This is a genomic window from Tenacibaculum profundicola (assembly GCF_057220795.1).
On sequence record NZ_CM170137.1, the window covers coordinates 2,956,787 to 2,980,100 of the forward strand.

The 23,314-nt window shown below is 32.7% G+C and carries 21 protein-coding genes; 14 read left to right on the top strand and 7 right to left on the bottom strand.

Going from position 1 to position 23,314, the window contains the following annotated elements; translation table 11 throughout:
• Positions 1-3: 3 nt before the first annotated feature.
• The 8 genes from AC2TDS_RS12710 to AC2TDS_RS12745 all read left to right on the top strand — a co-directional run bounded on the left by AC2TDS_RS12710 (position 4) and on the right by AC2TDS_RS12745 (position 9,222).
• Complete coding sequence (locus AC2TDS_RS12710) at positions 4-531, top strand: hypothetical protein (RefSeq protein WP_484735954.1); 528 nt, start codon at positions 4-6, stop codon at positions 529-531.
• A gap of 16 nt (positions 532-547) precedes the next feature.
• Entirely contained in the window at positions 548-2,446 is a 1,899-nt protein-coding gene (locus AC2TDS_RS12715) for an AAA family ATPase (protein ID WP_484735955.1), read from the top strand.
• Positions 2,447-2,457: 11 nt separating this feature from the next.
• Positions 2,458-5,232 (top strand): AAA domain-containing protein, encoded by a 2,775-nt coding sequence (locus AC2TDS_RS12720; protein WP_484735956.1) that lies wholly within the window; start codon positions 2,458-2,460, stop codon positions 5,230-5,232.
• Positions 5,186-6,091: a 2OG-Fe dioxygenase family protein gene (locus AC2TDS_RS12725; protein ID WP_484735957.1), complete on the top strand. Its 906-nt coding sequence runs from the start codon at positions 5,186-5,188 to the stop codon at positions 6,089-6,091. The genes AC2TDS_RS12720 and AC2TDS_RS12725 overlap by 47 nt, the downstream gene beginning before the upstream one ends.
• Positions 6,092-6,183: 92 nt before the next feature.
• Complete coding sequence (locus tag AC2TDS_RS12730; protein ID WP_484735958.1) at positions 6,184-6,693, top strand: hypothetical protein; 510 nt, start codon at positions 6,184-6,186, stop codon at positions 6,691-6,693.
• Positions 6,694-6,695: 2 nt separating this feature from the next.
• Complete coding sequence (locus AC2TDS_RS12735) at positions 6,696-7,505, top strand: tetratricopeptide repeat protein (protein ID WP_484735959.1); 810 nt, start codon at positions 6,696-6,698, stop codon at positions 7,503-7,505.
• 650 nt (positions 7,506-8,155) lie between these two features.
• Entirely contained in the window at positions 8,156-8,566 is a 411-nt protein-coding gene (locus AC2TDS_RS12740) for a hypothetical protein (RefSeq protein WP_484735960.1), read from the top strand.
• A 95-nt stretch (positions 8,567-8,661) separates the two neighbouring features.
• Positions 8,662-9,222 carry a lipocalin family protein gene (locus tag AC2TDS_RS12745; protein ID WP_484735961.1) on the top strand — a complete coding sequence of 187 codons (561 nt, stop codon included), beginning with the start codon at positions 8,662-8,664 and terminating at the stop codon, positions 9,220-9,222.
• Between the two features lie 466 nt (positions 9,223-9,688).
• Here the strand turns inward: AC2TDS_RS12745 and arsM are convergent, their stop codons facing one another.
• From arsM to AC2TDS_RS12775, 6 genes are all read right to left on the bottom strand, one after another.
• Entirely contained in the window at positions 9,689-10,657 is a 969-nt protein-coding gene (gene arsM / locus AC2TDS_RS12750; RefSeq protein WP_484735962.1) for an arsenosugar biosynthesis arsenite methyltransferase ArsM, read from the bottom strand.
• Positions 10,658-10,898: 241 nt separating this feature from the next.
• Positions 10,899-11,714 (bottom strand): purine-nucleoside phosphorylase, encoded by an 816-nt coding sequence (locus AC2TDS_RS12755; RefSeq protein WP_484735963.1) that lies wholly within the window; start codon positions 11,712-11,714, stop codon positions 10,899-10,901.
• 8 nt (positions 11,715-11,722) lie between these two features.
• Positions 11,723-12,325, bottom strand: coding sequence for a TIGR04282 family arsenosugar biosynthesis glycosyltransferase (locus AC2TDS_RS12760; RefSeq protein WP_484735964.1), 603 nt, complete (start codon positions 12,323-12,325; stop codon positions 11,723-11,725).
• Between the two features lie 51 nt (positions 12,326-12,376).
• Complete coding sequence (locus AC2TDS_RS12765; protein ID WP_484735965.1) at positions 12,377-13,258, bottom strand: sterol desaturase family protein; 882 nt, start codon at positions 13,256-13,258, stop codon at positions 12,377-12,379.
• Positions 13,259-13,435: 177 nt separating this feature from the next.
• Positions 13,436-14,182, bottom strand: a complete 747-nt coding sequence (locus AC2TDS_RS12770; protein ID WP_484735966.1) for a uroporphyrinogen-III synthase — start codon at positions 14,180-14,182, stop codon at positions 13,436-13,438.
• Positions 14,183-14,194: 12 nt separating this feature from the next.
• Complete coding sequence (locus tag AC2TDS_RS12775) at positions 14,195-14,836, bottom strand: DUF4271 domain-containing protein (RefSeq protein ID WP_484735967.1); 642 nt, start codon at positions 14,834-14,836, stop codon at positions 14,195-14,197.
• Positions 14,837-14,921: 85 nt separating this feature from the next.
• Here AC2TDS_RS12775 and AC2TDS_RS12780 point away from each other — a divergent pair, with 85 nt between their 5' ends.
• The 3 genes from AC2TDS_RS12780 to AC2TDS_RS12790 are packed head-to-tail and all read left to right on the top strand — an operon-like array spanning position 14,922 to position 17,429.
• On the top strand, positions 14,922-15,641 hold the full coding sequence (locus tag AC2TDS_RS12780) for a polyprenol monophosphomannose synthase (RefSeq protein WP_484738951.1): 720 nt from the start codon (positions 14,922-14,924) through the stop codon (positions 15,639-15,641).
• Position 15,642: 1 nt separating this feature from the next.
• Positions 15,643-16,980 carry a dihydroorotase gene (locus tag AC2TDS_RS12785; RefSeq protein WP_484735968.1) on the top strand — a complete coding sequence of 446 codons (1,338 nt, stop codon included), beginning with the start codon at positions 15,643-15,645 and terminating at the stop codon, positions 16,978-16,980.
• A 32-nt stretch (positions 16,981-17,012) separates the two neighbouring features.
• Positions 17,013-17,429 carry a DUF4296 domain-containing protein gene (locus AC2TDS_RS12790; protein ID WP_484735969.1) on the top strand — a complete coding sequence of 139 codons (417 nt, stop codon included), beginning with the start codon at positions 17,013-17,015 and terminating at the stop codon, positions 17,427-17,429.
• Here the strand turns inward: AC2TDS_RS12790 and AC2TDS_RS12795 are convergent.
• On the bottom strand, positions 17,366-18,421 hold the full coding sequence (locus tag AC2TDS_RS12795; protein ID WP_484735970.1) for an NAD-dependent epimerase/dehydratase family protein: 1,056 nt from the start codon (positions 18,419-18,421) through the stop codon (positions 17,366-17,368). The two genes, AC2TDS_RS12790 and AC2TDS_RS12795, sit on opposite strands and share 64 nt — an antisense overlap.
• Before the next feature lie 62 nt (positions 18,422-18,483).
• Between AC2TDS_RS12795 and tyrS the strand changes: the two genes are divergently transcribed.
• The 3 genes from tyrS to AC2TDS_RS12810 all read left to right on the top strand — a co-directional run bounded on the left by tyrS (position 18,484) and on the right by AC2TDS_RS12810 (position 23,313).
• On the top strand, positions 18,484-19,788 hold the full coding sequence (tyrS, locus tag AC2TDS_RS12800; RefSeq protein WP_484735971.1) for a tyrosine--tRNA ligase: 1,305 nt from the start codon (positions 18,484-18,486) through the stop codon (positions 19,786-19,788).
• Between the two features lie 377 nt (positions 19,789-20,165).
• Positions 20,166-20,510: a hypothetical protein gene (locus AC2TDS_RS12805; RefSeq protein WP_484735972.1), complete on the top strand. Its 345-nt coding sequence runs from the start codon at positions 20,166-20,168 to the stop codon at positions 20,508-20,510.
• 451 nt (positions 20,511-20,961) lie between these two features.
• Positions 20,962-23,313, top strand: coding sequence for a TonB-dependent receptor (locus tag AC2TDS_RS12810; RefSeq protein WP_484735973.1), 2,352 nt, complete (start codon positions 20,962-20,964; stop codon positions 23,311-23,313).
• Position 23,314 lies beyond the last annotated feature (1 nt).

The following is a 23,314-nucleotide window of genomic DNA, read 5'->3' on the forward strand; positions in this document are numbered from 1 at the left end:
TTGTTGAGATTTAAATCTGCAGCTTTTTGGTTGCTCATTATAGGTTTTGGAAATAGTACAGTATGTCAAGAGATATCTGATTTTGAAAATGATAACGAAATGAATTTGATAGTAGACCAATGGAATAATTTGGTATTCGATCAAGGAGGTTGTTTACGTGGGCAACAGTATCTAGAAAAAAACCAAAAAGAGATACCACAGCTTTTTTTTAGTGGTCAAAACTGGAAATCATTCTCAATAATTCATAAAGATGATCTGACACATTTTTTAGTGACAAAATTATCAGATAAAAAGACGACAAAAGTGCATACCTGCCCGTTTTTTACGGCTACTGTCGGAGAGGTTGCTGTGTATGCACTTCAACAAATCCATAAAAAAAACTGGTATGATTATTTAGAATTCAAAGAATATAGTAATAGAACCAGTAAAAGCTCAACTGACCAACCTCAAATATGGCTCCAAAATATATTAAAGCACCGAGATAAGAGAAATACATTAAAACAATTATTTCTATCAGAGTTAAAAGATTAATACTAAGAAATCAGCTATGTACAACGCAAAACACTATAAACTTATTGATCGTTTTTTTAGGCAAGTAGAAGCAAAAGATCAAGTATATTTCTTTAAAGGAAAAACAGTAAACCCTATAAAAATACTGGCACTATCAAGTACCTTTCCTACGTTGCAATTAAAGGAAGAAGACTTGTTATTATTGTATTCTTCTAAAAAAGAAAGTACTGAAATAGATGTTATAGTTACTTCAGGAAAAATCCATACTTCAAATTCAGTGTGGCCTTTAGAAAGAGCATCATTAACCGATTCGTTTTTTACTAAATTCCCTAAGGAACACATGGCAATGCTAAAGCAATTGGTAGAGGCTTTGCAGTTGCAACAAAAGGAAGAGAAAAAGAATTTAGACTATTTCACCAATAAATTCAAGGAATTTGTAAATCAAAAAGAAAGCTCAGATAAAGATTATGCCATTGACCATGACTTTTTAGAAATATTAAAAGAAGAGGGCGATAAAATACAACAACTGGCAGAAGATTTAAATCAAAATAATCATTTTTCTAAGGTGATCAATACCATCGTTCAAAAAAGTGACAATGCCATTGAGTTTAAAGCAGAGCATGTTATTTTACAAGACATCATCAAGGTGTATAATAAAACCTATGCATTGCATGATACGAACGATGAAGCCTCAACTCTAAAAGTAAAGTTTCTGCTGGCATTTTTGTTTGAAAAACTACAAGGAAACGACATCATCAGCAGTCTAACCATAGAACGTATCAACACATTTGTTACCTCAAATAGCTTTGATAAGAATATTGAAATCATTCAAAAAGCCTCATTATTTGATTTAGGAGACAACTATAAAAATGAATTTTTATTACCACTCATCTTAAAAAAACTCAACAGTAAACACTTTACCAATTCAGGAGCATTTCTTTACCGAATAGCCTCACTAATTGCCAAAGCAGACGGAACCATATCAGAAGAAGAACAAAATACACTAAAGCAAATTAACCATAGTGTATTACATCCCAAGCAAGAATTAAAGGGAGTAAAGCAAACGGAAGTTGATGAGAATGAAACCTTACAAGATGTATTAGATGAGTTGCACGAACTCATAGGTTTAGATGTTATAAAAAATGCAATTCAGGAGCTAACAAATTTCCTGAAAGTTCAAAAGCTACGAGATAAAGAAGGTTTAAAAATGGTAAACAATTCATTGCACTCCGTTTTTATGGGACCTCCAGGAACAGGGAAAACAACGGTAGCCCGTTTAATATCAAAAATATACAAACACTTAGGATATCTAGAAAAAGGTCATTTAGTAGAAACCGACCGTAGTGGAATGGTAGCAGGCTATGTAGGTCAAACAGCATTGAAAGTTGAAGAAATAGTAAACACCTCTTTAAATGGAGTATTGTTTATTGATGAAGCATATGCATTGGCAAAAGATAACAAGCAAGATTTTGGTAATGAAGCTATAGAAGTTTTATTAAAAAAGATGGAAGACCATCGAAAAGAATTGGTGGTTATTGTTGCGGGATATCCTGATGAAATGAAAGACTTTATCACTTCCAACCCCGGGTTGCAATCGCGTTTTAATCGCTACTTTACTTTTGATCATTACAAACCAAGTGAACTCATTGGAATTTTTGAATTGTTTTGCAAAAAGAACGATTTTGTACTTACCGATGACGCGAAGGAGAAACTGCATTTTATTTTTGATAAGTTTTATGAAAAGAAAGATAAGAATTTCGGAAACGCCAGAGTTGCCAGAAACTTATTTGAAAAGATCATCGAATACCAAGCCAATCGGATTGTAAGTGTGAGTCCTATTACAATAGAAATTTTAAAAACAATTACGGAAGAAGACATACCACCAGTTAATAAAACAGTAGAAAAATATTTGCAATTTCAAGAAAAGGAAGAGTAGTAATTAAGCCTATGATGTATATTGAAAAAGTTATTTCGTATTACCAAAATTGTTATAAACAAGAATTTAAAGATAGTGATATACTAAATTTTTTTGGTTCTAGTGTATATAAACGTTTGTACTTTCAACAGTTAGACCGTGTTTTAAAAGAGAAGGAAGAAACACTTCTTGATTTTGACTTAGGAGAAGATTTATATCGATATTTGGAAATACATAAAAAGGATAAAACATTAGTTACAGGTAGTTTTTTCGTAACAGGAAAACTTAATTTTTTGGGAAAAAGAAGAGCTATTTGTGCACCACTTATAATGACTCCTGTAGACTTAAAAATTAATGCGGACGGTGTTTATTACTTTGATTATCATTTTGATGGGAATAGAATTAATGAAGCGCTTTTAAGTCTGCTAAAACAGAATTTTAACCTAGATGATTCTTTTGTTATTCGGATAAAGAAGTTAGTTACAAAAGAAATATTGAATAAAGATGACATTCTCAAACTGGTTAGCATACTAAAAGAATATATTTCTATAAAAGGGGAGAGATTGGATGATTTACCAAGCTTATGTGATAAAAATACGCTGAAAGAAGGACATAAATTAGAAGAATTGTGTGTTCATAACGCCATTGCTATTGGTGTTGTTGAGAAAACAAAATCTAGTAGAGATGTACTGTTTGAAATTGATCGTATAAAAGAAGATCATTTATATAATAGTACATTAGAAGCCTTGTTTTCTAGAAATAAAAACGAAGTTTATCACACGTCTAAATACAATGAAAAAGAGATGATTTATGTTCCCTCCAATTTGAGTACGGCACAAAGTGCTATTATTCATGAGGCAAAATCAAAAGCTCCATTTACCGTTGTAGTTGGGCCTCCAGGGACAGGAAAGTCATATACCATTGCTTCGTTAGCTATAGATTTAGTTTACAATAATAAAAGTGTGCTAATTTGTTCTAAATCAGATCAAGCTGTAGATGTAGTAAATGATAAAATTAAAAACGATTTAGGGATTAAAGGCTTATCCATAAGAGTTGGAACTGGTAGGAGTTATAAAGCTAAATTGAGAAAAAAACTCGAATCCATTTTAAATTTTTCTAGCCGTCAAAATATCAATGAAGAAACAATTTCTTATTGTAAAAGAGAATTTTTAAAAACTAATAAAAAAATTGAAGAAATTGAAGAGGAAATTAAAAGAAGAGAAACCAAAGAAATTGAAAACGCCCAATTATTCTTAGACTATAATCCCTCTTTCTTTAAAAGAATAAAGAAAACATATATTTCCAACAAAATCTTAAAGGAAGTGCCTTTTTGGCAACTCATAGAACTTTTAAATAATTATATTCAAAAAAGAAATACAACGATAAAGAAGATTGTTAGTTATACAATGTCTTATAAGAATCAGAAGGCTATTCACTATAATAGAAAAATGTTTAAAGACTTATTGCAGCTAGCAAAATCAAATAATCCAGAGGTTAAAGAGCGTTTATTTGAATCAATTAGCTTTAAATATCTATTGGAATGTTTACCAATTTGGATATCCAAAAACACGGACATTAGCAGTATTTTGCCTTTGAAAAATGATATTTTTGATGTGGTAATTATTGATGAAGCTTCTCAAAGTGATATTGCTACCATGATTCCTGTTATTGCTAGAGCAAAAAAAGTAATAGTAGTTGGAGATCCTAAGCAATTAAAGCACGTATCCTTTTTATCACAATCCGCTATGGAAAATACCGCTACACAACTTGGATTAATTCATGATGTAGACGTTTTAAATTACAGGAAACATAGTTTTTTAGATTATGTTATACAACAGGTAAACTCACAGGCGAATTTATTCTTTTTAGATGAACATTATAGGAGTGTCCCAAGCATTATAAGTTATAGTAATCATAAGTTCTATGATAATAAACTAAAAATAATGTCTAGTATAAAAATACATAATACCAATAACGGAATTGATTGGCATGTAACAAATGGGGTAAAAGATAAACAAGGATATAATAGTAAAGAAGCAGAGCTGTTATTATACGACATACAAAAAGTTATGGATAATGAAAAAGAACTTGAAACTACTGTTTGTACAAGTATAGGGATATTGTCTCCTTTCCGAGACCAAGTAAATTACTTAAAGAAAAAGTTAGAAGAGTTTGACATAACAGCCATCAAAAAACATAAGATTGCTGTTGGAACTCCATTTGATTTTCAAGGAGAAGAGAGAGATATAATGTTTATTTCATTGGTTATAGATAATGATACTAATAGTACAGTTTTTCAATATTTGAATAGGGAAAATGTATTTAATGTTAGTATAACTAGAGCTAAATCTAAACAAAACTTGTACTACTCCTTTTCCCCAAAGAAATTTAGTAATAACCATTTATTAATAGATTACTTCTCTAGATCAAAACAAAGTAATCTTCCTAAAAATGAAGATTACTTTGTCGATAATTTTGCCGAAGAGGTATTTGGAGAATTAATTACCTTGGGGGTCAATAAAAAAGAGATACTTTTTAATCACGCTGTTGCAGGTTACTTTTTTGATATTGTGTTGTCCTATAATAATAAAACCGTTTGTATTGATTTAATTGGGTATCCAGGAGAAATGGAGAAATCTTTTTCAATTGAACAATATAAAACCTTGTTTCGAACACGTACACAAATTATCACAATACCTTATGCTTATTGGTTATTAAATAAAACAGCCTGTGTTGATTATATACTAAAAAAACTTGGAAATGCTTACAGAAAAAAACATATCGAGGCGAATAAACAGAGAAATTAAATCCCCTATTCGTGTCGGAAGTATCACAGATTTAACTATAAATAAGGAAGTTTTCTTGAACTATTTTCAGCCGTTATTTGAAGAATTAGATGATGATGTCTATTTGGTGAAAAAAAATCAAATACTACTATTGAAAAATCTTTTTCCAGAAGACGAAATGATCCTAGAAAAACACCATAAACCGTATTTTGAAGGAGAGGTTGGAATTGAGGTATTACAACCATGGATCGATAGATTAAATCTCAGTCAAAAAGATGAGTTTAAACGAGCATCAACCGTTACACGACAGCGAAGTATTGCATCATTTACCATAGAAAAGTGTAACAACACTTACCAAATTCAGCGTAATCAACCAAGTAATTTTGAGCAAAATGTTGATGATTTTAGAAGCTGGAAACGCGTGTTTACACAAGCATCAAATAAGGCAGTTGAAAATGAATTGTTTTACCAACTGTTACAAAAAGCCTTTGAATTAGTGGCAAGGATCCATCCTGAAATACAACAATTAAAGATTACGAGTCATTTTATGCGTACCATAACACAAGGAGTGATTAAAGGAGAAAACTCTCCCGAAGGAATGCATGAAGACGGTGCACAGTATATTATTTCTGCGTTGGTAGTGAATAGAAAAAATTGTACTGGTGGAGAGACTCAAATATTTGAGAAAATAGACAATAAAAAGGAGCTTGTTTTTAATAGAGAATTGGAAATGGGGGAGTTCGCATTTCAAGCAGACACTGGTGAAGAAAAAACGTTTGGTAACGACTTGTGGCATTACGTTACCCCTATTGAACCTATTGACTTAGCGGAAAGAGGTATTAGAGATATCATAGGTTTTGATATTGAATTATTAAAATAAATATGCAGAACTGAGTAGTTTTTGTAGAAAAGCTGTATTTTTAAAAGCAATGGTAAAAGGATCTAAGATTCGAGAACAATAAATTTAAAGCAATGAAGAAAAGAATCAATATAATTTTAGGGATAAGCTTCTTGATTTTTTTATCACTCACCTTATGGGTGAATCATTTAGTTACTCATAGTGTTGGAGAAATCATCTATGATAAACGTACAGATAGCCCAACTTTTAAGGTTTGTAATACAGACAAGGTTTTTGAGTATTATTCGGTGAAAACTTCATATCTAGGAGGTAGAAAGAGAATGAGAGAAGATCTTTTAGGTACTTTAAAACAAGAAAATTTACAACTCGATAAACAATCAGGATATATTACCTTTAGGTTTATAATAAATTGTCAGGGAGAAACAGGATGGTTTCGGATAAGAGAGATTCGCAACGATTTTTCGGAAACATCGTTTAACAAAAAGGAGGTTGAAAAACTTAAAAAGGGCATTTTAAGATTAAAAGACTGGGAGGCTGGTAAATTGAAAAGTGGTAAGGGAGTGGACAGTTATTTTCAGATTAATTTTAAAATAAATAAAGGAATAATAATAGATGTTTTCTAGCTATGAAAAAATTAGTATTAATCATAAAGTCAGTGCTATCGGCACTATTCGTTGTTCGTGTTTTAGGAATTTGCTATTTTCTGTTTTTTTCTCCTAAAGAAGAACGATTTAAGATTGCTGAACATTCACAAGGAAGCTTGTTGTCTCAAAAATTGTTTGATATTTTAATTTTTCAATATCCAGCATACTCGGATGCTTATTTTGAAAAATCCGTTGCTTATAATAAAAGAGGCGATTATCAAAGCGGATTTAAATGGTTAAACAAAGCAGTTGAGCTTAACCCAGAATTGCAATTAGGGTATCGTGGTTGGTTAAAATTGGTTAAACTTAAGGATTATGAAGGTTGTATTTCAGATCTCAAAAGGCTCGATAGTTTAACGCCTGATTTTGTGGATGCTCCTTGGGGTGAAAATATTCATTATCTCTTAGGGCTTTCTTATAAGGGTTTGAAAAAACACGATCTCGCATTAATAGAATTTGATAAAAGTTTAAAAACACAGAAAGATTCCGCTTTGGTAAACCATAATTTGTTTTTGTATAAAGGAATAATTTACAAAGAGAAAGGAGATGTAGACAATGCGATAAAAAATTTTGATGCTTGTTTACAATTTTGTTACGACATGTCACCAGAAGCATACTTTCAAAAGGGATTGGTTTATTTGGATTTGGGTCTCCGTGATAGCTCCAAGCTTAACTTCCATAAATCATTAGAGGTATTTAATGGAGGCTATGCACTTAAAGATCATTATAATGAAGTTCAAGACGAATTGTATTTGTCGGATATAAAAGAAGCACTTAGAAAATTGGACTAATGTTGTTAGCAATTCCTTCCATTTCGAAAAAAAATTAATCTCTTTAAGCTAACGTTTTGCGAAGGAAAAAGGAAAAAAATACATCCCAAAACCAGAATCCCTAACCGCTGTTTTTCAAAATATTATAAAAACGGTAGTCAGAATGGTATAATCTATACCAATCCCAAAAACAAAATGGAAAAAAGAGTTTTCAACAATCAAACATTGGAATAAATTGAAAATCAGTGAAGTTGTTTCCTGGTTATAGACATGTTTTTTGCTCGAATTAATGTTAAAGTATGTTTACTTCCAATAAAAAATTGTACGTTTGCCTATGTATAGTTTTGATAACTATGTATTTATGGTGTTGATTGTTATGATAGAAATATATTTTTAGAAGCCCATACAAGATGAGAGCTACCGACAGGTGTTTTTTAAAGGTGTCTGAAAATAATGAGATGGAAAAAATTGCTTTGCTATAATCAAAAAGTATTTGGGTATTTGCACTTTACTATAGGGTCGTTTGATTTTTTTTGACGACGACACAGCGTAAGTGGGGTAAATGTAGATATAAATTGAATCTTCTTAGTCTTAAAAGATTGAGGAGTTTTAACAGGCGTTTAGGAAAAAGATCTGTAATGAAAAAGTAAATTTTAAATGTAATATTAGATATGAAAAAAAGGAATTTGTATGGTTTAACCGTATTATTTTTGGCAGTTTTATTTGTTGGTTGTAGCGGTAACGATGAAGAACTTAAAGGCCCAGTAGATATCACGACTATTTTTGATAAATGGTGGTATGATTCAACGAATATTGATGCGGATATCTATTTCAAAAGTAATGGAGTTTACCAACAAAAGTACTCTATTTTTGGAGTAGAAGTAAAAGGAACAGGAGACTGGAGTTGGGAAGATAAGGATGGAGGAATTATCCGAGTAGAAAATATGGTAAATACAGGGATTTTCTCTGAATCATTGTTTAAAATCTCTGATATTACTAGAGAATCATTAACTGTAGAAAGATCTTTTGATAACGGTGAAACCTATCTGGAAAAAATGTATTTTGAAATTTCGGATAATTAAATTACCATACTATTTTGCGATGTTGAAGAAGTAGTATTAACAGGTATTTCATATAGGGTCAGAATTATAAAAGTAAATTAAATGTAATATTAGATATGAAGAAAAGGAATTTGTATGGGTTAACCGTATTATTTTTGGCGGTTTTGTTAGTGGGGTGTAGTAAAAATGAAGAGTTAAGTGATACTAGTGGTGACTTATTAGGTACTTGGAACATGGTTTCGTTCAAATATGACGGTAAAACTACGGTGAGCGGTCTAGGGATTATTTATAGTGCCAACTTTACAGGAAAAGGCACAAATATAAATAGCACAATGACTTTTACTGAGAACCCCAATATAGTTTTAACGTCGGCATCTTACGATCTTGAGGTAACAAGTGTTGTTTCTGGGGTATCTGGTACAGAAACAATGAGTATAAGTAATTTTGAGTCTTCTTGTGATTGGTCAAGAGATGGAAATGTTTTAACGTTTTCAGGGGCGGTGTATACAGTGGCACTTCCTGTAGATATAGTCAACACGAATGTTGCTCAAGAGGCTACTATTGAAGAGTTAACCGATACTACATTACGTATTCGCATTTCTACAAATGAAACGGAAGATGATTCGGGGATTTCTACAACGATGAAGGTAGAAGCAGTGATGGAGTTTACTAGATAGTCAAGCAAATGACGTAGCTATTTTATCCTATTTCTGATGTTAATTAACAACTATAATTGTTTATGGTAGATACCGTCTATAGGTGAAATACAATCACGACAGGAAGGAGATGATTGAGTTGTTTTACCTATAGATCGGTATTAAATGCTGTTGTTCTAACTCGGGTTCGAGTTAAAAACAGTATTCATTTAATACTGATTTTAACCTCTATATAGTCTATTAGACCTAAAGATTTACTATCAATATTCTCTTGTTTCTTGCCTCATCCTACAGCTTTTTAATGCTTTATATCATTTGTGATGTTAATTTACCTAAGCTGTCATTGGTAAACATGGGCATTGTCGTAAGGAAACTACTAGGTGGTTTACCGAAGAATGGACATTGTATCTATATAGTAATTGAGAGAACTCAGTTAATAACCTATATATCTTACCTCATAACCAACAGTATTCGTTTAGAAATAGTTTTAACAACACCCACCACCATCGTAATGGAAAGTGGATTCACTGATATAAATATCACTTCTTCCTAAATCGCTCAATGCTTTTGCGGTTTTATCGCAAATTGCTAAAGGTTGATTCTTTAGTAGTGTATGGCCCTTTTGATCATCAAAAAAATCGTTATCTCCATAGTAAATAGCAGCTTTGCCTGTAAAAACGCAAGGTCCATCCACTGGCATCGGATCTTTTATCGCAGCTACCTCAATAGATTCTATATAAATCAATTCTTCTGTTGGGTAGTTTTTTGGGTCTAAGATGCGATACGGTTTTCTCGCTCTAATTTCTATCGTTCCAAAACCTGCATCCGTAAGCATTTTTACATACTTGGCTATAGGTAAGCTTCCACTTAAACATAAGGCACGCAGGCGTTCATCATCACGAAGGGTTTGATTCATCTTTTGCTCACAAGTTGGATCACTCATTACCAAACGACCATGAGGTTTTAGAACTCGATACATTTCAGCAATGGCCTTTTTTAAATCATCTGTTTTGAATATATTAAACAAGCAGTTTTGGGCGGCTACGTCAATAGAATTATTGTCTACAGGTAAGTTTAGAGCATCTCCTTTTCGTAGGTCAACAAATTCTTTCTTGAACCAATCATTTTGCTCTTCGGCCTGAACGAAATTTTTACGAGAAGCTTCCAGCATCTCATCTACCACGTCAATCCCAATTACCCCTCCTTTTTGGCGAGAAAAATAAGAGAACTGTAATAGCTCCATACCACCTCCAACACCGACGTATAAAATTTTCGGATTGTTGGTTAAATCACGAGCGTGCACCGTTGAACCGCATCCGTAGTTCATTTCTTGCATGATACGAGGAATTTTTAACCCAGGCAATTCCCAAATAGGGTTGGTGGTGCAACATAAGCCTACATCAGGAGTTAATGCTGCTTCTTTATATACATTTTTTGTCGTTTCTAAATAACTCATATTTTAATTAATTTGTTAGCGCTCGTAATGAAAATTAATCGCAATCTCATTCGTAAACAACCTCGCGTTGTTTTAACTCGAATTAAGCCTTATACAATTTAGTATTTCTGAAATAATATTAAAACGAAACACTTCGGTGCTTTTTTTGATTTTTTATACTAAAATTAAGAAAACCATTGTTTTTATTGCGGTTTCAAGCCTTATTTCTAAGTTCCAATACACAATTCAGGTTTAAATGGTTTTATATTGTTTTTATCAATTCTGTAAATAAGGTAATCATTTTAGGTTCTGCCTTCCCTGCAACTTCAATAATTTCTTCAATATTTAGAGGGTGTAAGTTTTTAGGATCACATTCATCTGTTAAAACAGAAACCGCTGCACAAGGCAGCTGTAAATGTTTTGCAACGATAACCTCAGGAACTGTACTCATGCCAACAGCATCAACCTCCAGAATTTGTAACATTCTGTATTCAGCTCTTGTCTCTAGTTGAGGTCCAGTAACACTTGCGTATACCCCTTGCTTCAAATCTAGGTCGTTTTGTTTGGCAATTGCTTTCATTTTAGTGTTTAATTCTTTTGAATAGGGCTCTAACATGTCGGCAAACAAATCACCAAACTCACCAGCCCCTTTAAAAGCAAGAGGAGAACTTCCTTGTAAATTCAAATGGTCTTCTATGAGCATAAGACTTCCTTTTTTGAAATTTAAATTTACAGCACCTGCGGCATTGGAAATTAATAGGGTTGTAATGCCTAATTGATGCATGGTACGTATTCCGTAGGTAATTTCCCATAAGTTATACCCTTCATACAGGTGAAAACGTCCTGACATAACGAGAACTTTTTTCCCTGAAAGTGTTCCGTAAATTAGTTTTCCCGAGTGAAACTCTATCGTGGCTTGTGGAAAGTGAGGAATATCAGTGTACGCAATTTCTATTTCTATGTCTATATCATCGACTAGTTTTCCCAAACCAGTTCCTAATACAATACCGATTTGTGGATTCGTAATGCCTTGATCTTGAAGATATGTTTTAGTTTCTTGCAGTTGTAGCTTTTTCATGATGGATTTTAGTTGTAAAATTGATCGAATATTGAGATGTTTTTAATGTCTTCGAATACATCAATATCATTTAAGGTTTCTAACAAATGTACTGAAACGTTTTCTAAATCTTGCAGGGTATCTTGCAGTACCGAAGAGGTTCCCCAAGTTTTGTGTTTAAAAATTTTCGGACATGTTTTTTTCAAGCCCAACAAGTAATAACCGCCATCTTCAGCGGGTCCAATTACCACATCATTGGCGTCTAATTGTTTAAAAGCAGCATGGATATGTGAAGCTTTTAAATCATATAAATCACTTCCAATAATTACTACTTTTTGATAGTGATTTTTGAAGGCTTGTTCAAAAGCATTTTGCATCCGCTCTCCTAACTCATTTCCTTTTTGAGTGAATTTTTGATATATGTTTTCATCCCAAAGATCGTTGTCACGAATTTCTACAGAATAATACACTGCTTTATCAAAAGGTTCATGCTGGGTTACTTTCTGGGTGTGCTTCAATAAAAATTTATAGATTTCTAAAGCGGCTTCATCTCCAATAGCTTTCGCTAAACGTGTTTTTACCTTACCAAGTTCTGGGTTTCTCGTGAATATTAACACCAAATTTTTAGACATAGATTGTTTTTTATCGATAATTTTTAGAGGAAATACAATAATATATAGTTGTTATTTTTTTAGAGGATATAATTCTTGGCCAATAAAACTTTTTGGAAATACGTCATCACCGTCAAAACCAATTTCTATATCACGTCCGCTATATGGAATGTAGTTTGTTTTAAAAAGGTAGTCCCATATACTTAAAGTGATACCAAAGTTCACACCGTTTTTTTTTTCGGAGGGAAGTTCTTTGGCATGATGCCAAATATGCATTTTGGGGTTATTGAAAAGGTATTTTAAAAAACCGTAATCCCAGTTAATATTGGCATGATTAAGATGGCCGATAGCTATATTGAAAAAATGCACAATGGCTACATCGTGTACAGTGAAGCCTCCCATAATGGCTAAAGAGATATATTTCATGGAATTATAAACGACTGGCTCCATCCAGTGGTAACGAAGATGCGCTGCAAACCCCATTTCTTTTACAGAATGATGTACTTTGTGAAACTCCCATAAGAAATCATATTTGTGTAATAAAGTATGGGTAAACCATTGTATAAAATCAAGAACAATAAAGAATAAAAGAATTCGTAGCCAGTATGGAGAACTATCTATATCTATCAATTGAAAATTCGCTACAGATAAGTTTAGGAGCGCTAAGGTGTCCTTTAAAAGTTGTTCAGCGGTGTTGGATAGTGCAATAAGTACGACAAGATTTAAAAGAAAAAAATTAAAAAACATATAAAAAGTATCTAACCAGAAGTCTTTTCTAAACATAGATTGGTCTTTGCGCCAAGGAAATAATAATTCAAGAACCCAAACCATTAATGAGATCAAAATTAAGCCATAGAAATAATTATCCCAGTGAATTTCGAACAACACAGATTGTTTTAGATAATTCCAATATCCGGTATAGGAATTTTTGATAAGTTCTAAATAGTTATTCATAAGACATTCTTGTATACTTAGAGGTTTTCAATTTTTGAAAAATGAATTCTAAAGATAGAAAAATTATATACTTTACTGACGGTTAATACCAGTAAATTCAAATGGCAAATGGTATTATTACAAAAAAACCGCTAAGAAAATCTTAGCGGTTACCAATGCTTTATTAATTATAAACCATTATTTTTTATTTACATCCTTGATATACCTTTCTAAGGCCATAGTCATTGAAGGCGTTTCAGGTGTTGGAGCTGCAATGTCAACGCGTAAGTCCCTGTCTTCAACAGCTTTAATCGTTGAATTTCCAAAAACTGCTATTCTTGTATCATTTTGTTTAAAGTTAGGGAAATTTTGAAACAAACTATCAATACCTGAAGGGCTGAAGAAAACTAATACATCATAAAAAACGTTTTCTAAATCAGATAAATCACTTACAACAGTTCTATACAAGTCCGCACGTTTCCAATCAACTCCCAATTTATTAAGCTCTTCTGGAATCAATGCTTTTAATTTATCAGAAGAAGGCAGTAAGAACTTTTCATCTTTATGTTTTTTAATGAGCTTTGTAAGCTCAGGAAATGTTCTGTTACCCACGTAAATTTTACGCTTTCTATAAACCACGTATTTCTGTAGGTAATATGCCACAGCTTCTGATTGACAGAAGTACTTCATGGCGTCTGGAACGGTAAAACGCATTTCTTCGGCAATCCTGAAGAAATGGTCAACAGCGTTTCTACTTGTTAAAATAATCGCAGAATAATTGTTTAAATCTACTTTTTGGGCTCTTACCTCTTTTACTGGTACGCCCTCAACGTGAATAAACGAACGAAAATCGATTTTCACTTTTTGTTTTTCTGCCAAATCAAAATAAGGAGAAGTTTCTGTCTTCGGGGCTGGTTGAGACACTAAAATAGTTTTCACTTTCATAAATTTTTCTCTTTATGTAGTTGTTGTTTTATAAAGAATCAATAGCGGTGCTATTTCAAGTGTGCAAAAGTACAAAATAAAATAAAATAACTTACTTATAACAATGCTTTTGTTGTTAAATAATATTAAAAAAGCTCTGAAAATAAACAATATAATGAAGAAAGTAAGTAGAAAACGAGTGCCGTGAACACTGTACTTATACAAAATAATTACCGGTAATAGCCATATACTCAATGTAAATAAATAGCCGTATTTCACATGTAAGAAATAATTGATGCTTCTTTTAATTCCTAATGTATTAACAATAATTATATCTAAACAATACCTAACTATCAGATAACAAAAAATTACGCTAAGGATACTGAGGAAACTAACAAAATTATGCGTGCTTATTATAGATGTATCTAATATCGAATAAAAAAACAAAGAAAGTATTACAGAGCAAAACGTAAATAAGATAAAATTAAAAGGTGTAAAAAGAGAAATGGGTTCTTCTGCTTTTTTTTGAAAAAAACCTGGAACAAAGAATGCTGATGAGTAGCTTGAGAACTCCTCTGCTTTTATAAGCTTAAGAATCGCAAGCAATACAATAGCAAATATAATTACTAGAGTAAACCAACTATCATGATTGTTAATAAGTTCAATTGCTTGCAAAATAGATAATTTTTAGAGCTTTTAATTAACACAAATTTAGTAATAAATTAGTGTATCTTTGCCCTTATTTAGATGAAAAGTTATGATCTCAGATACTGTAGTTATTATTCCTACATATAATGAAATGGAAAATATCGAAGCTATTATTAGAGCTACATTTGACCAAGAAAAGGAGTTTGATGTACTCGTAGTTGATGATAACTCTCCTGATGGAACTGCATTAATTATAGAAAAACTCCAGGAAGAGTATGCAGGTAAATTACACCTAGAAAAGAGAGAAGGAAAAAAAGGATTAGGAACTGCTTATATTCATGGTTTTAAATGGGCATTGTCTAGAGGATATGATTATATCATTGAAATGGATGCTGATTTTTCGCATAACCCTAAAGATTTGATTCGTTTGTACCAAGCTTGTGCGATAGAGGGTGCTGATGTATCAGTAGGCTCTCGTTATTCAATAGGGGTAAATGTGGTGAATTGGCCTATGTCAAGAGTACTATTATCGTATTTTGCCTCAAAATATGTTCGTTTTATTACAGGAATTCATGTCAATGATACAACGGCTGGTTTTGTTTGTTGGAAACGAAAAGTGCTAGAAACTATAAAGCTTGATAAGGTTAAATTTGTAGGATATGCATTTCAAATAGAAATGAAATACAAAGCGTGGAGACACAAATTCAAAATAAATGAAGTGTCAGTGATTTTTACTGACAGAACAAAAGGAGAATCCAAAATGAATGGCGGCATTGTTTATGAAGCCTTTTTTGGAGTTATAAAAATGAGATTAAACGGATTGCCCAAATAATATGTTATCGTACTTAATAAAAAACGCAAAGGTCGTTAATGAAAATAAGGTTTTTAAGAGTGATGTTTTAATTGAAGGAGCATACATCAAACAAATGGCCACCAATATTGAAGCTGAAAATGCTATCGTTATTGATGCCGAAGGTAAATATTTGATACCTGGTATGATTGATGACCAAGTACACTTCAGAGAACCTGGATTAACACATAAAGCAACTATAGCTACTGAGAGTAAGGCTGCAGTAGCAGGAGGAATTACCTCCTTCATTGAAATGCCCAATACAGTTCCGCAAGCAACAACACAAGAGTTGCTAGAAGAAAAGTTTGAGGTCGCAAGAAAGACGTCGTATGCAAACTATTCTTTTATGTTTGGAGGAACCAATGACAACTTAGAAGAATTGTTAAAAACAGATCCTAAAAATGTAGCAGGAATTAAATTGTTTTTAGGTTCTTCCACAGGAAATATGTTGGTAGATAATGAAGAGGTTCTAGAGAGAATATTTTCTTCAACCAAGTTGTTGATTTCAGTACATTGTGAAGACGAAGAAACCATTCGAAAAAACACGGAAGAGTTCAAAGCAACATATGGTGATGATATTCCTGTAAAATACCATCCAATTATACGAAGTGAAGAAGCCTGTTATTTGTCTTCTTCAAAAGCTATTGAACTAGCAATGAAAACAGGAGCCCGCTTGCATATTTTTCACCTGTCTACTGAAAAAGAAACACATTTGTTTAGAAATGACATCCCACTAGAAGAGAAACAAATAACGGCGGAGGTATGCGTGCATCACTTGTGGTTTACAAATGCCGATTATGATGTAAAAGGAACGCATATAAAATGGAATCCAGCTGTTAAAGAGCAAAAAGATAGAGATGGTTTATGGAAAGCGTTATTAGATGATAGAATAGATATTATTGCTACAGATCATGCACCACATACATTAGAAGAAAAAGATAATGTATACACTAAAGCACCAAGTGGAGGTCCTTTAGTACAACATGCGGTAGTTGCCATTTTAGAAAAGGTAAAAGAAGGTGTATTATCTATTGAAAAAGCCGTTGAAAAAATGTGCCATAATCCAGCGAAAATTTTCAAAATAAACAAGAGAGGGTTTATAAAAGAAGGTTTTTTTGCAGATGTGGTGTTAGTTGACCCTACTGATTCATGGACCGTAGAGAAAGAGAATATTTTATATAAATGCGGTTGGTCTCCTTTTGAAAAGGAAAAATTTTCTAGTAAGATTACACACACTTTTATAAATGGGAATTTAATGTATAAGGATGGCGTGTTTAATGAAGAAATAAAAGGGAAACGCTTAGTATTTAATAGATCATGAACAAATTTTCATACGTCTTTATCCTAGTTTTTATGATTTCTTGTACAAGTAATACCATCTATAAGAAGCCTAAAAATTTAATACCTAAAGATTCTATGGTGAACTTATTAACAGATATGTATTTGGCAACATCAGCCAAAAACAATAAAAATAAGTTCTTAAAAATGGAGTCTAATTATATGACGCTAGTATATGAGAAATATAAAATAGATACGACCAGATTTCATGTGAGTAATAAGTATTATACTTCAAGAGTAGATGAATATTCTGAAATGCTTATAACCGTAAAAAAGAATATCGATAGCTTACACAAAATATACGCAGAACAAAAACGTATTAAGGATTCTTTAGACAAGCCAAAGCCGATGTTATTAAAAGCCCCTAATCAGAGAAGTTTAGATTTAGGCAAAGTGAAATCGGAGAAGAAGTTGTTGGAGTCAAAGAGGTAATCTTTACAAATTTCTTGAACAACTGCATCAATAGGCGCAAAGCTAAAGTCTAGAGCTGTTATGATTTTGTCAGATGAGTAGTACGATGTACTATGGGACGATTTAGCGGAATGCTTTGTTAAAAGAGGTGTTTTTCTAGCGATTTTAGTAATGACCCAATCTAATCTCCAAAAAATAGCGGTTGCTATTTTTCCAATTCTTATAGAAGGCGGTTTTTTATCAAAACTATTAGCGATATTAAAAAGAATGTTTTTGAATGATTTGTTTTCAGAAACTAAAATGAAACGTTCGTTTTTAATCCTAGAATTAGTAAGTTGAATCATCGCATTAACCACATCTTTTACACTTACAAACCCTGTAACACCCTCTGTGTAAAATTTAAATCCGTTGTATATTTGGGTAAATAATTTCCCTGAACCTTCATTCCAAAAACCACTTCCTAAAATCACCCCTGGGTTTACAATGACAACCTCTATTCCTTCTTGACTGGCTCGCCAAACTTCCATTTCTGCACCATATTTTGTAATGGCGTAACCATGACTTTCTCCTACATCAACCCATTCATCTTCTTCATTTATGGGAGCGCCGTTTATAGAGTCACCTACAGCAGCAATAGAACTTACAAAACATAGCTTCTTAATAGTGTGATGAATACAAAAGTTAACAATGTTGGCAGTGCCGTCAATATTGATTCTTCTCATTTTTTTATAATCTCTCGGATCAAAAGAGATCAGTGCTGCACAGTGATAAACTTGGGTAATTGGATGTGAAAACACCACATCAAGAGAGGGGATATCCGTAATATCAGCCTGAATCCATGTGATTTTTTTTAATAAAGGCTTCCCTTCTTTTGTGTAGTATGAAAATACTTTTTCAACATTTTTTATGCGGTTTTTGGTTCTATAAGTAGCTAAAATACGATCATTTGTAAGTGTCAAATGATACAAAAGATGCGAACCCACTAAACCTGTTCCTCCAGTAACTAAAATCATAGAACGAAAATAGAATTTTTTTATCTTATAAATGTATCTTTGTGGCTTTAAAACACAAAGATATGACTAAGAATTTAGTTAACGAATTACGTTGGCGTGGAATGATTCACGATATAATGCCAGGAACTGAAGAGCAATTGCAGAAAGAAATGACAGTTGCGTATATTGGTTTTGATCCAACATCTGATTCATTACATATTGGTAGTTTAGTGCCAATTATTTTATTGGTGCATATAGAGAAAGCAGGGCATAAGCCAATTGCTTTAGTTGGTGGAGCGACAGGAATGATTGGAGATCCCTCAGGAAAATCTGATGAGCGAAATTTGTTAAATGAAGAGGCCTTAGCTAACAATGTAGCAGGAATAAAAAGAACCTTAGGTCGTTTTTTAGACTTCGATAACGGACAGGTGAATTCACCAATTTTGGTGAATAATTATGATTGGATGAAGGATTTCTCGTTTATCGATTTTGCTAGAGATGTAGGTAAGAGGATCACAGTGAACTATATGATGGCAAAAGATTCTGTAAAGAAACGTATTTCTGCAGAATCAGGAGGTGGTATGAGTTTTACAGAGTTTACTTATCAGTTAATTCAAGGATACGATTTTTACCATTTATTCAAAGCATATAATTGTAAACTACAAATGGGAGGTTCTGATCAATGGGGGAATATCACCACAGGTACTGAATTGGTAAGAAGAATGAATGTAGGTGAAGAAGCAAAAGCCTTTGCAGCAACATGCCCATTAATCACCAAAGCAGACGGCTCTAAGTTTGGTAAATCAGAAGGTGGGAATGTTTGGTTGGATACCGCTAAAACATCGGTTTATAAGTTTTATCAATTTTGGCTAAATACTTCTGATGAAGATGCCGAGAAATATATTAAAATTTTCACCTTTTTAGATAAAGAAACAATTGATTCGTTAATAGAAGAGCATAAAGAAGCACCACATCAAAGAGTTTTGCAGAAAAAATTAGCAGAAGAGGTAACTATTTTTGTACACTCGAAAGAAGAATTAGAAAAAGCAATAGCGGCATCAAATATTTTGTTTGGAAAATCAACAGCCGAAGATTTAAAAAGTTTAGATGAGCAAACATTTTTAGATGTATTTGATGGTGTTCCGCAGGCTGAAGTTTCATCGTTAGATATAGAAGAAGGGCTAGATATGATTGGAGCTTTAGCGGCTAAAACAGGTTTTTTAAAATCTAATGGTGATGCGCGTAGAGCTTTAAAAGAAAATTCAATTGCCGTAAATAAGGAAAAAGTCAAAGAAGATTTTAAAATCACGGCAAATAATTTGATAGCAAATAAATATGTTTTACTACAAAGAGGAAGGAAAAATTACTTCTTGTTAAAAGTAGAATAAGAAATTAAGAAACAGCTTTTAAGTCAAAAGTTAAAGGGCATCGCTTACAGTTGATGCCTTTTTTTTGGTATTTATTACAGCATTTACTTTTAGGCTTTATGCAGTTAGAACTACATGTAGATTCACAAACGGCGCTTTTTTGCACTGTTTTCATTGAAACAACAGACGTAACTTTTTTAGTATCAGTATAAAAAACAATCATGCTTTTTTCTAAAAATTCTGTGCAAATATAAGTTATTAAGAATAAATAAAAATAAAAAATCAAAAAAATGTTTTGTCTGATCAAGAGAGCTCGTTATTTTTGTATCATGTAAAGGCACTTCGGTTTGTTAAAAACAACAACAGTTTATCTTTTTGTATTTCTATACTTAGTTGCTATGTTAAGACCTGTAGCACCCTATGTAGAGTATGCCATTAACTACGATTACATTTCTAAAGTCTTGTGTATAAATAAAGACAAACCAGAAATGAGCTGTAAGGGGAAGTGTCAGTTAATGAAAGAACTGGAAAGACAGCAAGAAAACGATTACAAATCGCTACAAATATCCATGGAAGAATATCCAATAGGTTTTGTAAATATTCTACATCTGGAAAATAATGAGAACTTGACTTTAGCGCAAAGCAGCCAATTTTTCTATACATCAAACTACGGCTACCAATTCAACCAAGAAGTATTTCATCCGCCTACTGTTTCATTGTTATATATACCATATATGATTTGAAATCATACCGTTTTAAGGTTGCATTTTTTCTATTCCTATTCCGTTTTGGGTTAAAACTTCAATCGATCTGGCTGTAGAGCAAAATGATAATTTTTCTCTATAGAAATCAAGCATAGTATTAGTTAATAGTTTCTTTTATAATACAGTAGCGAAAGGAAAGAGCTTGTGTTATGGTGATTTGAATTCATAATGGTATTACATATAAAACTTGCTTGCATATCATTAAAGTTAATGATACGTACGTTATTCGCTATCCTAATTTGTATGTAGAAATTATGATACATGACAATGATCATCATTTTTTTTATAATAAAGAGGTGACTTTTATTGTGATCACAACCATTGCAAATTGGGTAAATTCTAAACAAAAAATGAATGAAGATATTATAGAAATCAGCTGTTATTAGTAGGAATAAGTTGGTTTTCTATGGTGTGTCAACAATATAAAACAATGAAAAAATCATATGTAATAGTAGTAATTGTCGTTTTATTTATGGCGATTACTACAACCGCACAAACTACGTTTAATGGTAAGGTGGTTAATCAGGAAAATGTACCGTTAATAGATGCTACAATTAGTTCAACACTAGATATGAATAAGGGAACGATGTCAGATTCGTACGGAAATTTCACCATACAACTTGAAACCAATGAAGTAACAGTATCCATGATTGGTTATCAAACCAAAAAGGTGCTTTTAAAATCTACAATTAGCATCATAGTGTTAGATCAAGCAACAGAGAGTCTTGAGGAAGTTGTTATTTCAGCAAGTAGAGAAATCCAAAAAAGACAAGAAGTCCCTGCTTCAATAGGTTTGCTTACAGCGTCTCAAATAAAAGAAACCAACGCTTTTGGGATAGAACAATTAGTAAATCAGATTTCAGGTGTATTGATGAGTACCTCTAAAGCCGCTAGTAATGAGCAGCATTTTATGGCAACCCGATCACCAATATCAACAAAATCACTATTCCTATATCTTGAAGATGGAATACCGATAAGACCTGTAGCCGTTTTTAATCATAATGCACTTTTAGAAATGAATACTACCGTATTCAACAGAGTTGAGCTTGTAAAAGGACCTGCCTCTAGTATTTATGGTAGCGAAGCGATTGGGGGAAGCTTCAATTTTATAACTAAGGACCCGAGTACAAAATTTGGAGGTTCATTAGGGTTTCAAATCAATGACCTAGGTTTAACAAGGTATGAATTAGAAACTTCTACAACAACAAATGAAAAATACGGGTTCTATATCGGAACACATCATGTAAAAAGGAACAATGGCCCAGTTGAACATTCGAACTACGAAAAAACTGCGGTCTCTTTTAAGAATGTAAATGATTTCTCTCCCAATTTGAGATGGACAAATAATATTACCTACATAGATTACCGTTCTGATATGTCTGGATCAATTTCGGAACAGAATTATTTTGATGCAAGTTATAAGAGTGACCAAACATTTACAGAACGCGAAGCTATAGCATTCCGATTTCGTTCAACGTTGGATAAAACTTGGAATGATAACCATAAAACATCGTTTAATGTTGTGTTCAGAAATAATGAAATGAATCAAATACCTTCCTATCGAATTAAACAGAACAGAGTCAATGGAGTGCTCGATGGAACTGGTAATGGAGAAATAAATTCAAATAAGTTTAAGAGTTATGTAGGCTTGGTTCAGCATAAAATCGATTTGAATTTTTCAAAAGCTAGATTGGTTGTTGGTACTACTGCTGATTTTACACCTCAGAACTACAAGGCAGAGGAAATTGATGTCGTGGTAAATCCAGATACCGCTAAGAATACGAATTATACGCTGAGAAACGGAGACTATATTTTAAATTATCAAGCAGACATTTTTAATTATGCTGGGTACGCTCAATTTGAAATAACACCTTTAGATAAAGTTACGTTAACCGGAGCGATTCGTTATGATGGATTTACTTATGATTACGATAACTTAGATGAAGGTAATTCAGGAGTTATTGATACAAAGGTTACATATACAAACTGGGCTCCGAAACTTGGGGTAAACCTAAACATCAGCAGAAATACAGGGGTATATTCAAACTATGCTAAGGGGTTTACACCTCCTCAAATTGCAACCTTGTTTAGAAATGGAAAAAATGCTACAGGGAGTGCTTTCTCTTTACAACCAGCAACATTCCATAACTACGAAATAGGAGGATATTTTATGATGCCGTCAAAATTAAAAATTGATCTGGCTGTATATCAATTGGACGGAATAGACCGATTGATTTCCATAAGAGATGATTGGGGTAATTTTATTCAAAAAAATGCGGGGAAAACCCGATCTAAAGGAATTGAGCTAGGTATTGCATATACCATGAATGATAAAACAGATATTCGCTATAGTGGGAGTTATGCATCGCACAAATACCTTTCTTTTTTTGATAATAATATTGATTATTCCAATACTGAGATGCAAACGGCCCCTAATTACATCGCTACTACTTCGGTTAATTATAGGCCCATTGAAAGCTTATTACTAACCTTAGAACATGAACAAGTTGGTGTATACAATACAAGTTTTGAGGGGCAGGCAGCCACTGGTGTTGATGATATGGGAAGTACTATTCTTGGTACGTCTGTATACAAGGGGCATAATGTGTTTAATCTTAAGGCTAGCTATACCTTTAGAAAAGTCGAATTATGGGGGCAAGCGCTTAATGTTTTTAACGAAATATATGCGGTAAGAGCTTCCTATAATAAATGGAGCAAACAAAACACTTATACTATTGGAAACCCCTTGGCATTTCATTTTGGTATGCACTATACTTTTTAAT

What these genes read in the sequence shown, in the direction of transcription:
- AC2TDS_RS12770 (WP_484735966.1), bottom strand. Translation starts at nt 14,182, where the DNA reads ATGAAAGTGAAAACTATTTTAGTGTCTCAACCAGCCCCGAAGACAGAA.
- AC2TDS_RS12795 (WP_484735970.1), bottom strand. Translation starts at nt 18,421, where the DNA reads ATGATTTTAGTTACTGGAGGAACAGGTTTAGTGGGTTCGCATCTTTTG.
- AC2TDS_RS12740 (WP_484735960.1), top strand. Translation starts at nt 8,156, where the DNA reads ATGAAAAAAAGGAATTTGTATGGTTTAACCGTATTATTTTTGGCAGTT.
- arsM (WP_484735962.1), bottom strand. Translation starts at nt 10,657, where the DNA reads ATGAGTTATTTAGAAACGACAAAAAATGTATATAAAGAAGCAGCATTA.
- AC2TDS_RS12755 (WP_484735963.1), bottom strand. Translation starts at nt 11,714, where the DNA reads ATGAAAAAGCTACAACTGCAAGAAACTAAAACATATCTTCAAGATCAA.
- AC2TDS_RS12725 (WP_484735957.1), top strand. Translation starts at nt 5,186, where the DNA reads ATGCTTACAGAAAAAAACATATCGAGGCGAATAAACAGAGAAATTAAA.
- tyrS (WP_484735971.1), top strand. Translation starts at nt 18,484, where the DNA reads ATGACTAAGAATTTAGTTAACGAATTACGTTGGCGTGGAATGATTCAC.
- AC2TDS_RS12715 (WP_484735955.1), top strand. Translation starts at nt 548, where the DNA reads ATGTACAACGCAAAACACTATAAACTTATTGATCGTTTTTTTAGGCAA.
- AC2TDS_RS12785 (WP_484735968.1), top strand. Translation starts at nt 15,643, where the DNA reads ATGTTATCGTACTTAATAAAAAACGCAAAGGTCGTTAATGAAAATAAG.
- AC2TDS_RS12730 (WP_484735958.1), top strand. Translation starts at nt 6,184, where the DNA reads ATGAAGAAAAGAATCAATATAATTTTAGGGATAAGCTTCTTGATTTTT.
- AC2TDS_RS12760 (WP_484735964.1), bottom strand. Translation starts at nt 12,325, where the DNA reads ATGTCTAAAAATTTGGTGTTAATATTCACGAGAAACCCAGAACTTGGT.
- AC2TDS_RS12720 (WP_484735956.1), top strand. Translation starts at nt 2,458, where the DNA reads ATGATGTATATTGAAAAAGTTATTTCGTATTACCAAAATTGTTATAAA.
- AC2TDS_RS12735 (WP_484735959.1), top strand. Translation starts at nt 6,696, where the DNA reads ATGAAAAAATTAGTATTAATCATAAAGTCAGTGCTATCGGCACTATTC.
- AC2TDS_RS12810 (WP_484735973.1), top strand. Translation starts at nt 20,962, where the DNA reads ATGAAAAAATCATATGTAATAGTAGTAATTGTCGTTTTATTTATGGCG.
- AC2TDS_RS12765 (WP_484735965.1), bottom strand. Translation starts at nt 13,258, where the DNA reads ATGAATAACTATTTAGAACTTATCAAAAATTCCTATACCGGATATTGG.
- AC2TDS_RS12790 (WP_484735969.1), top strand. Translation starts at nt 17,013, where the DNA reads ATGATTTCTTGTACAAGTAATACCATCTATAAGAAGCCTAAAAATTTA.
- AC2TDS_RS12745 (WP_484735961.1), top strand. Translation starts at nt 8,662, where the DNA reads ATGAAGAAAAGGAATTTGTATGGGTTAACCGTATTATTTTTGGCGGTT.
- AC2TDS_RS12805 (WP_484735972.1), top strand. Translation starts at nt 20,166, where the DNA reads ATGTTAAGACCTGTAGCACCCTATGTAGAGTATGCCATTAACTACGAT.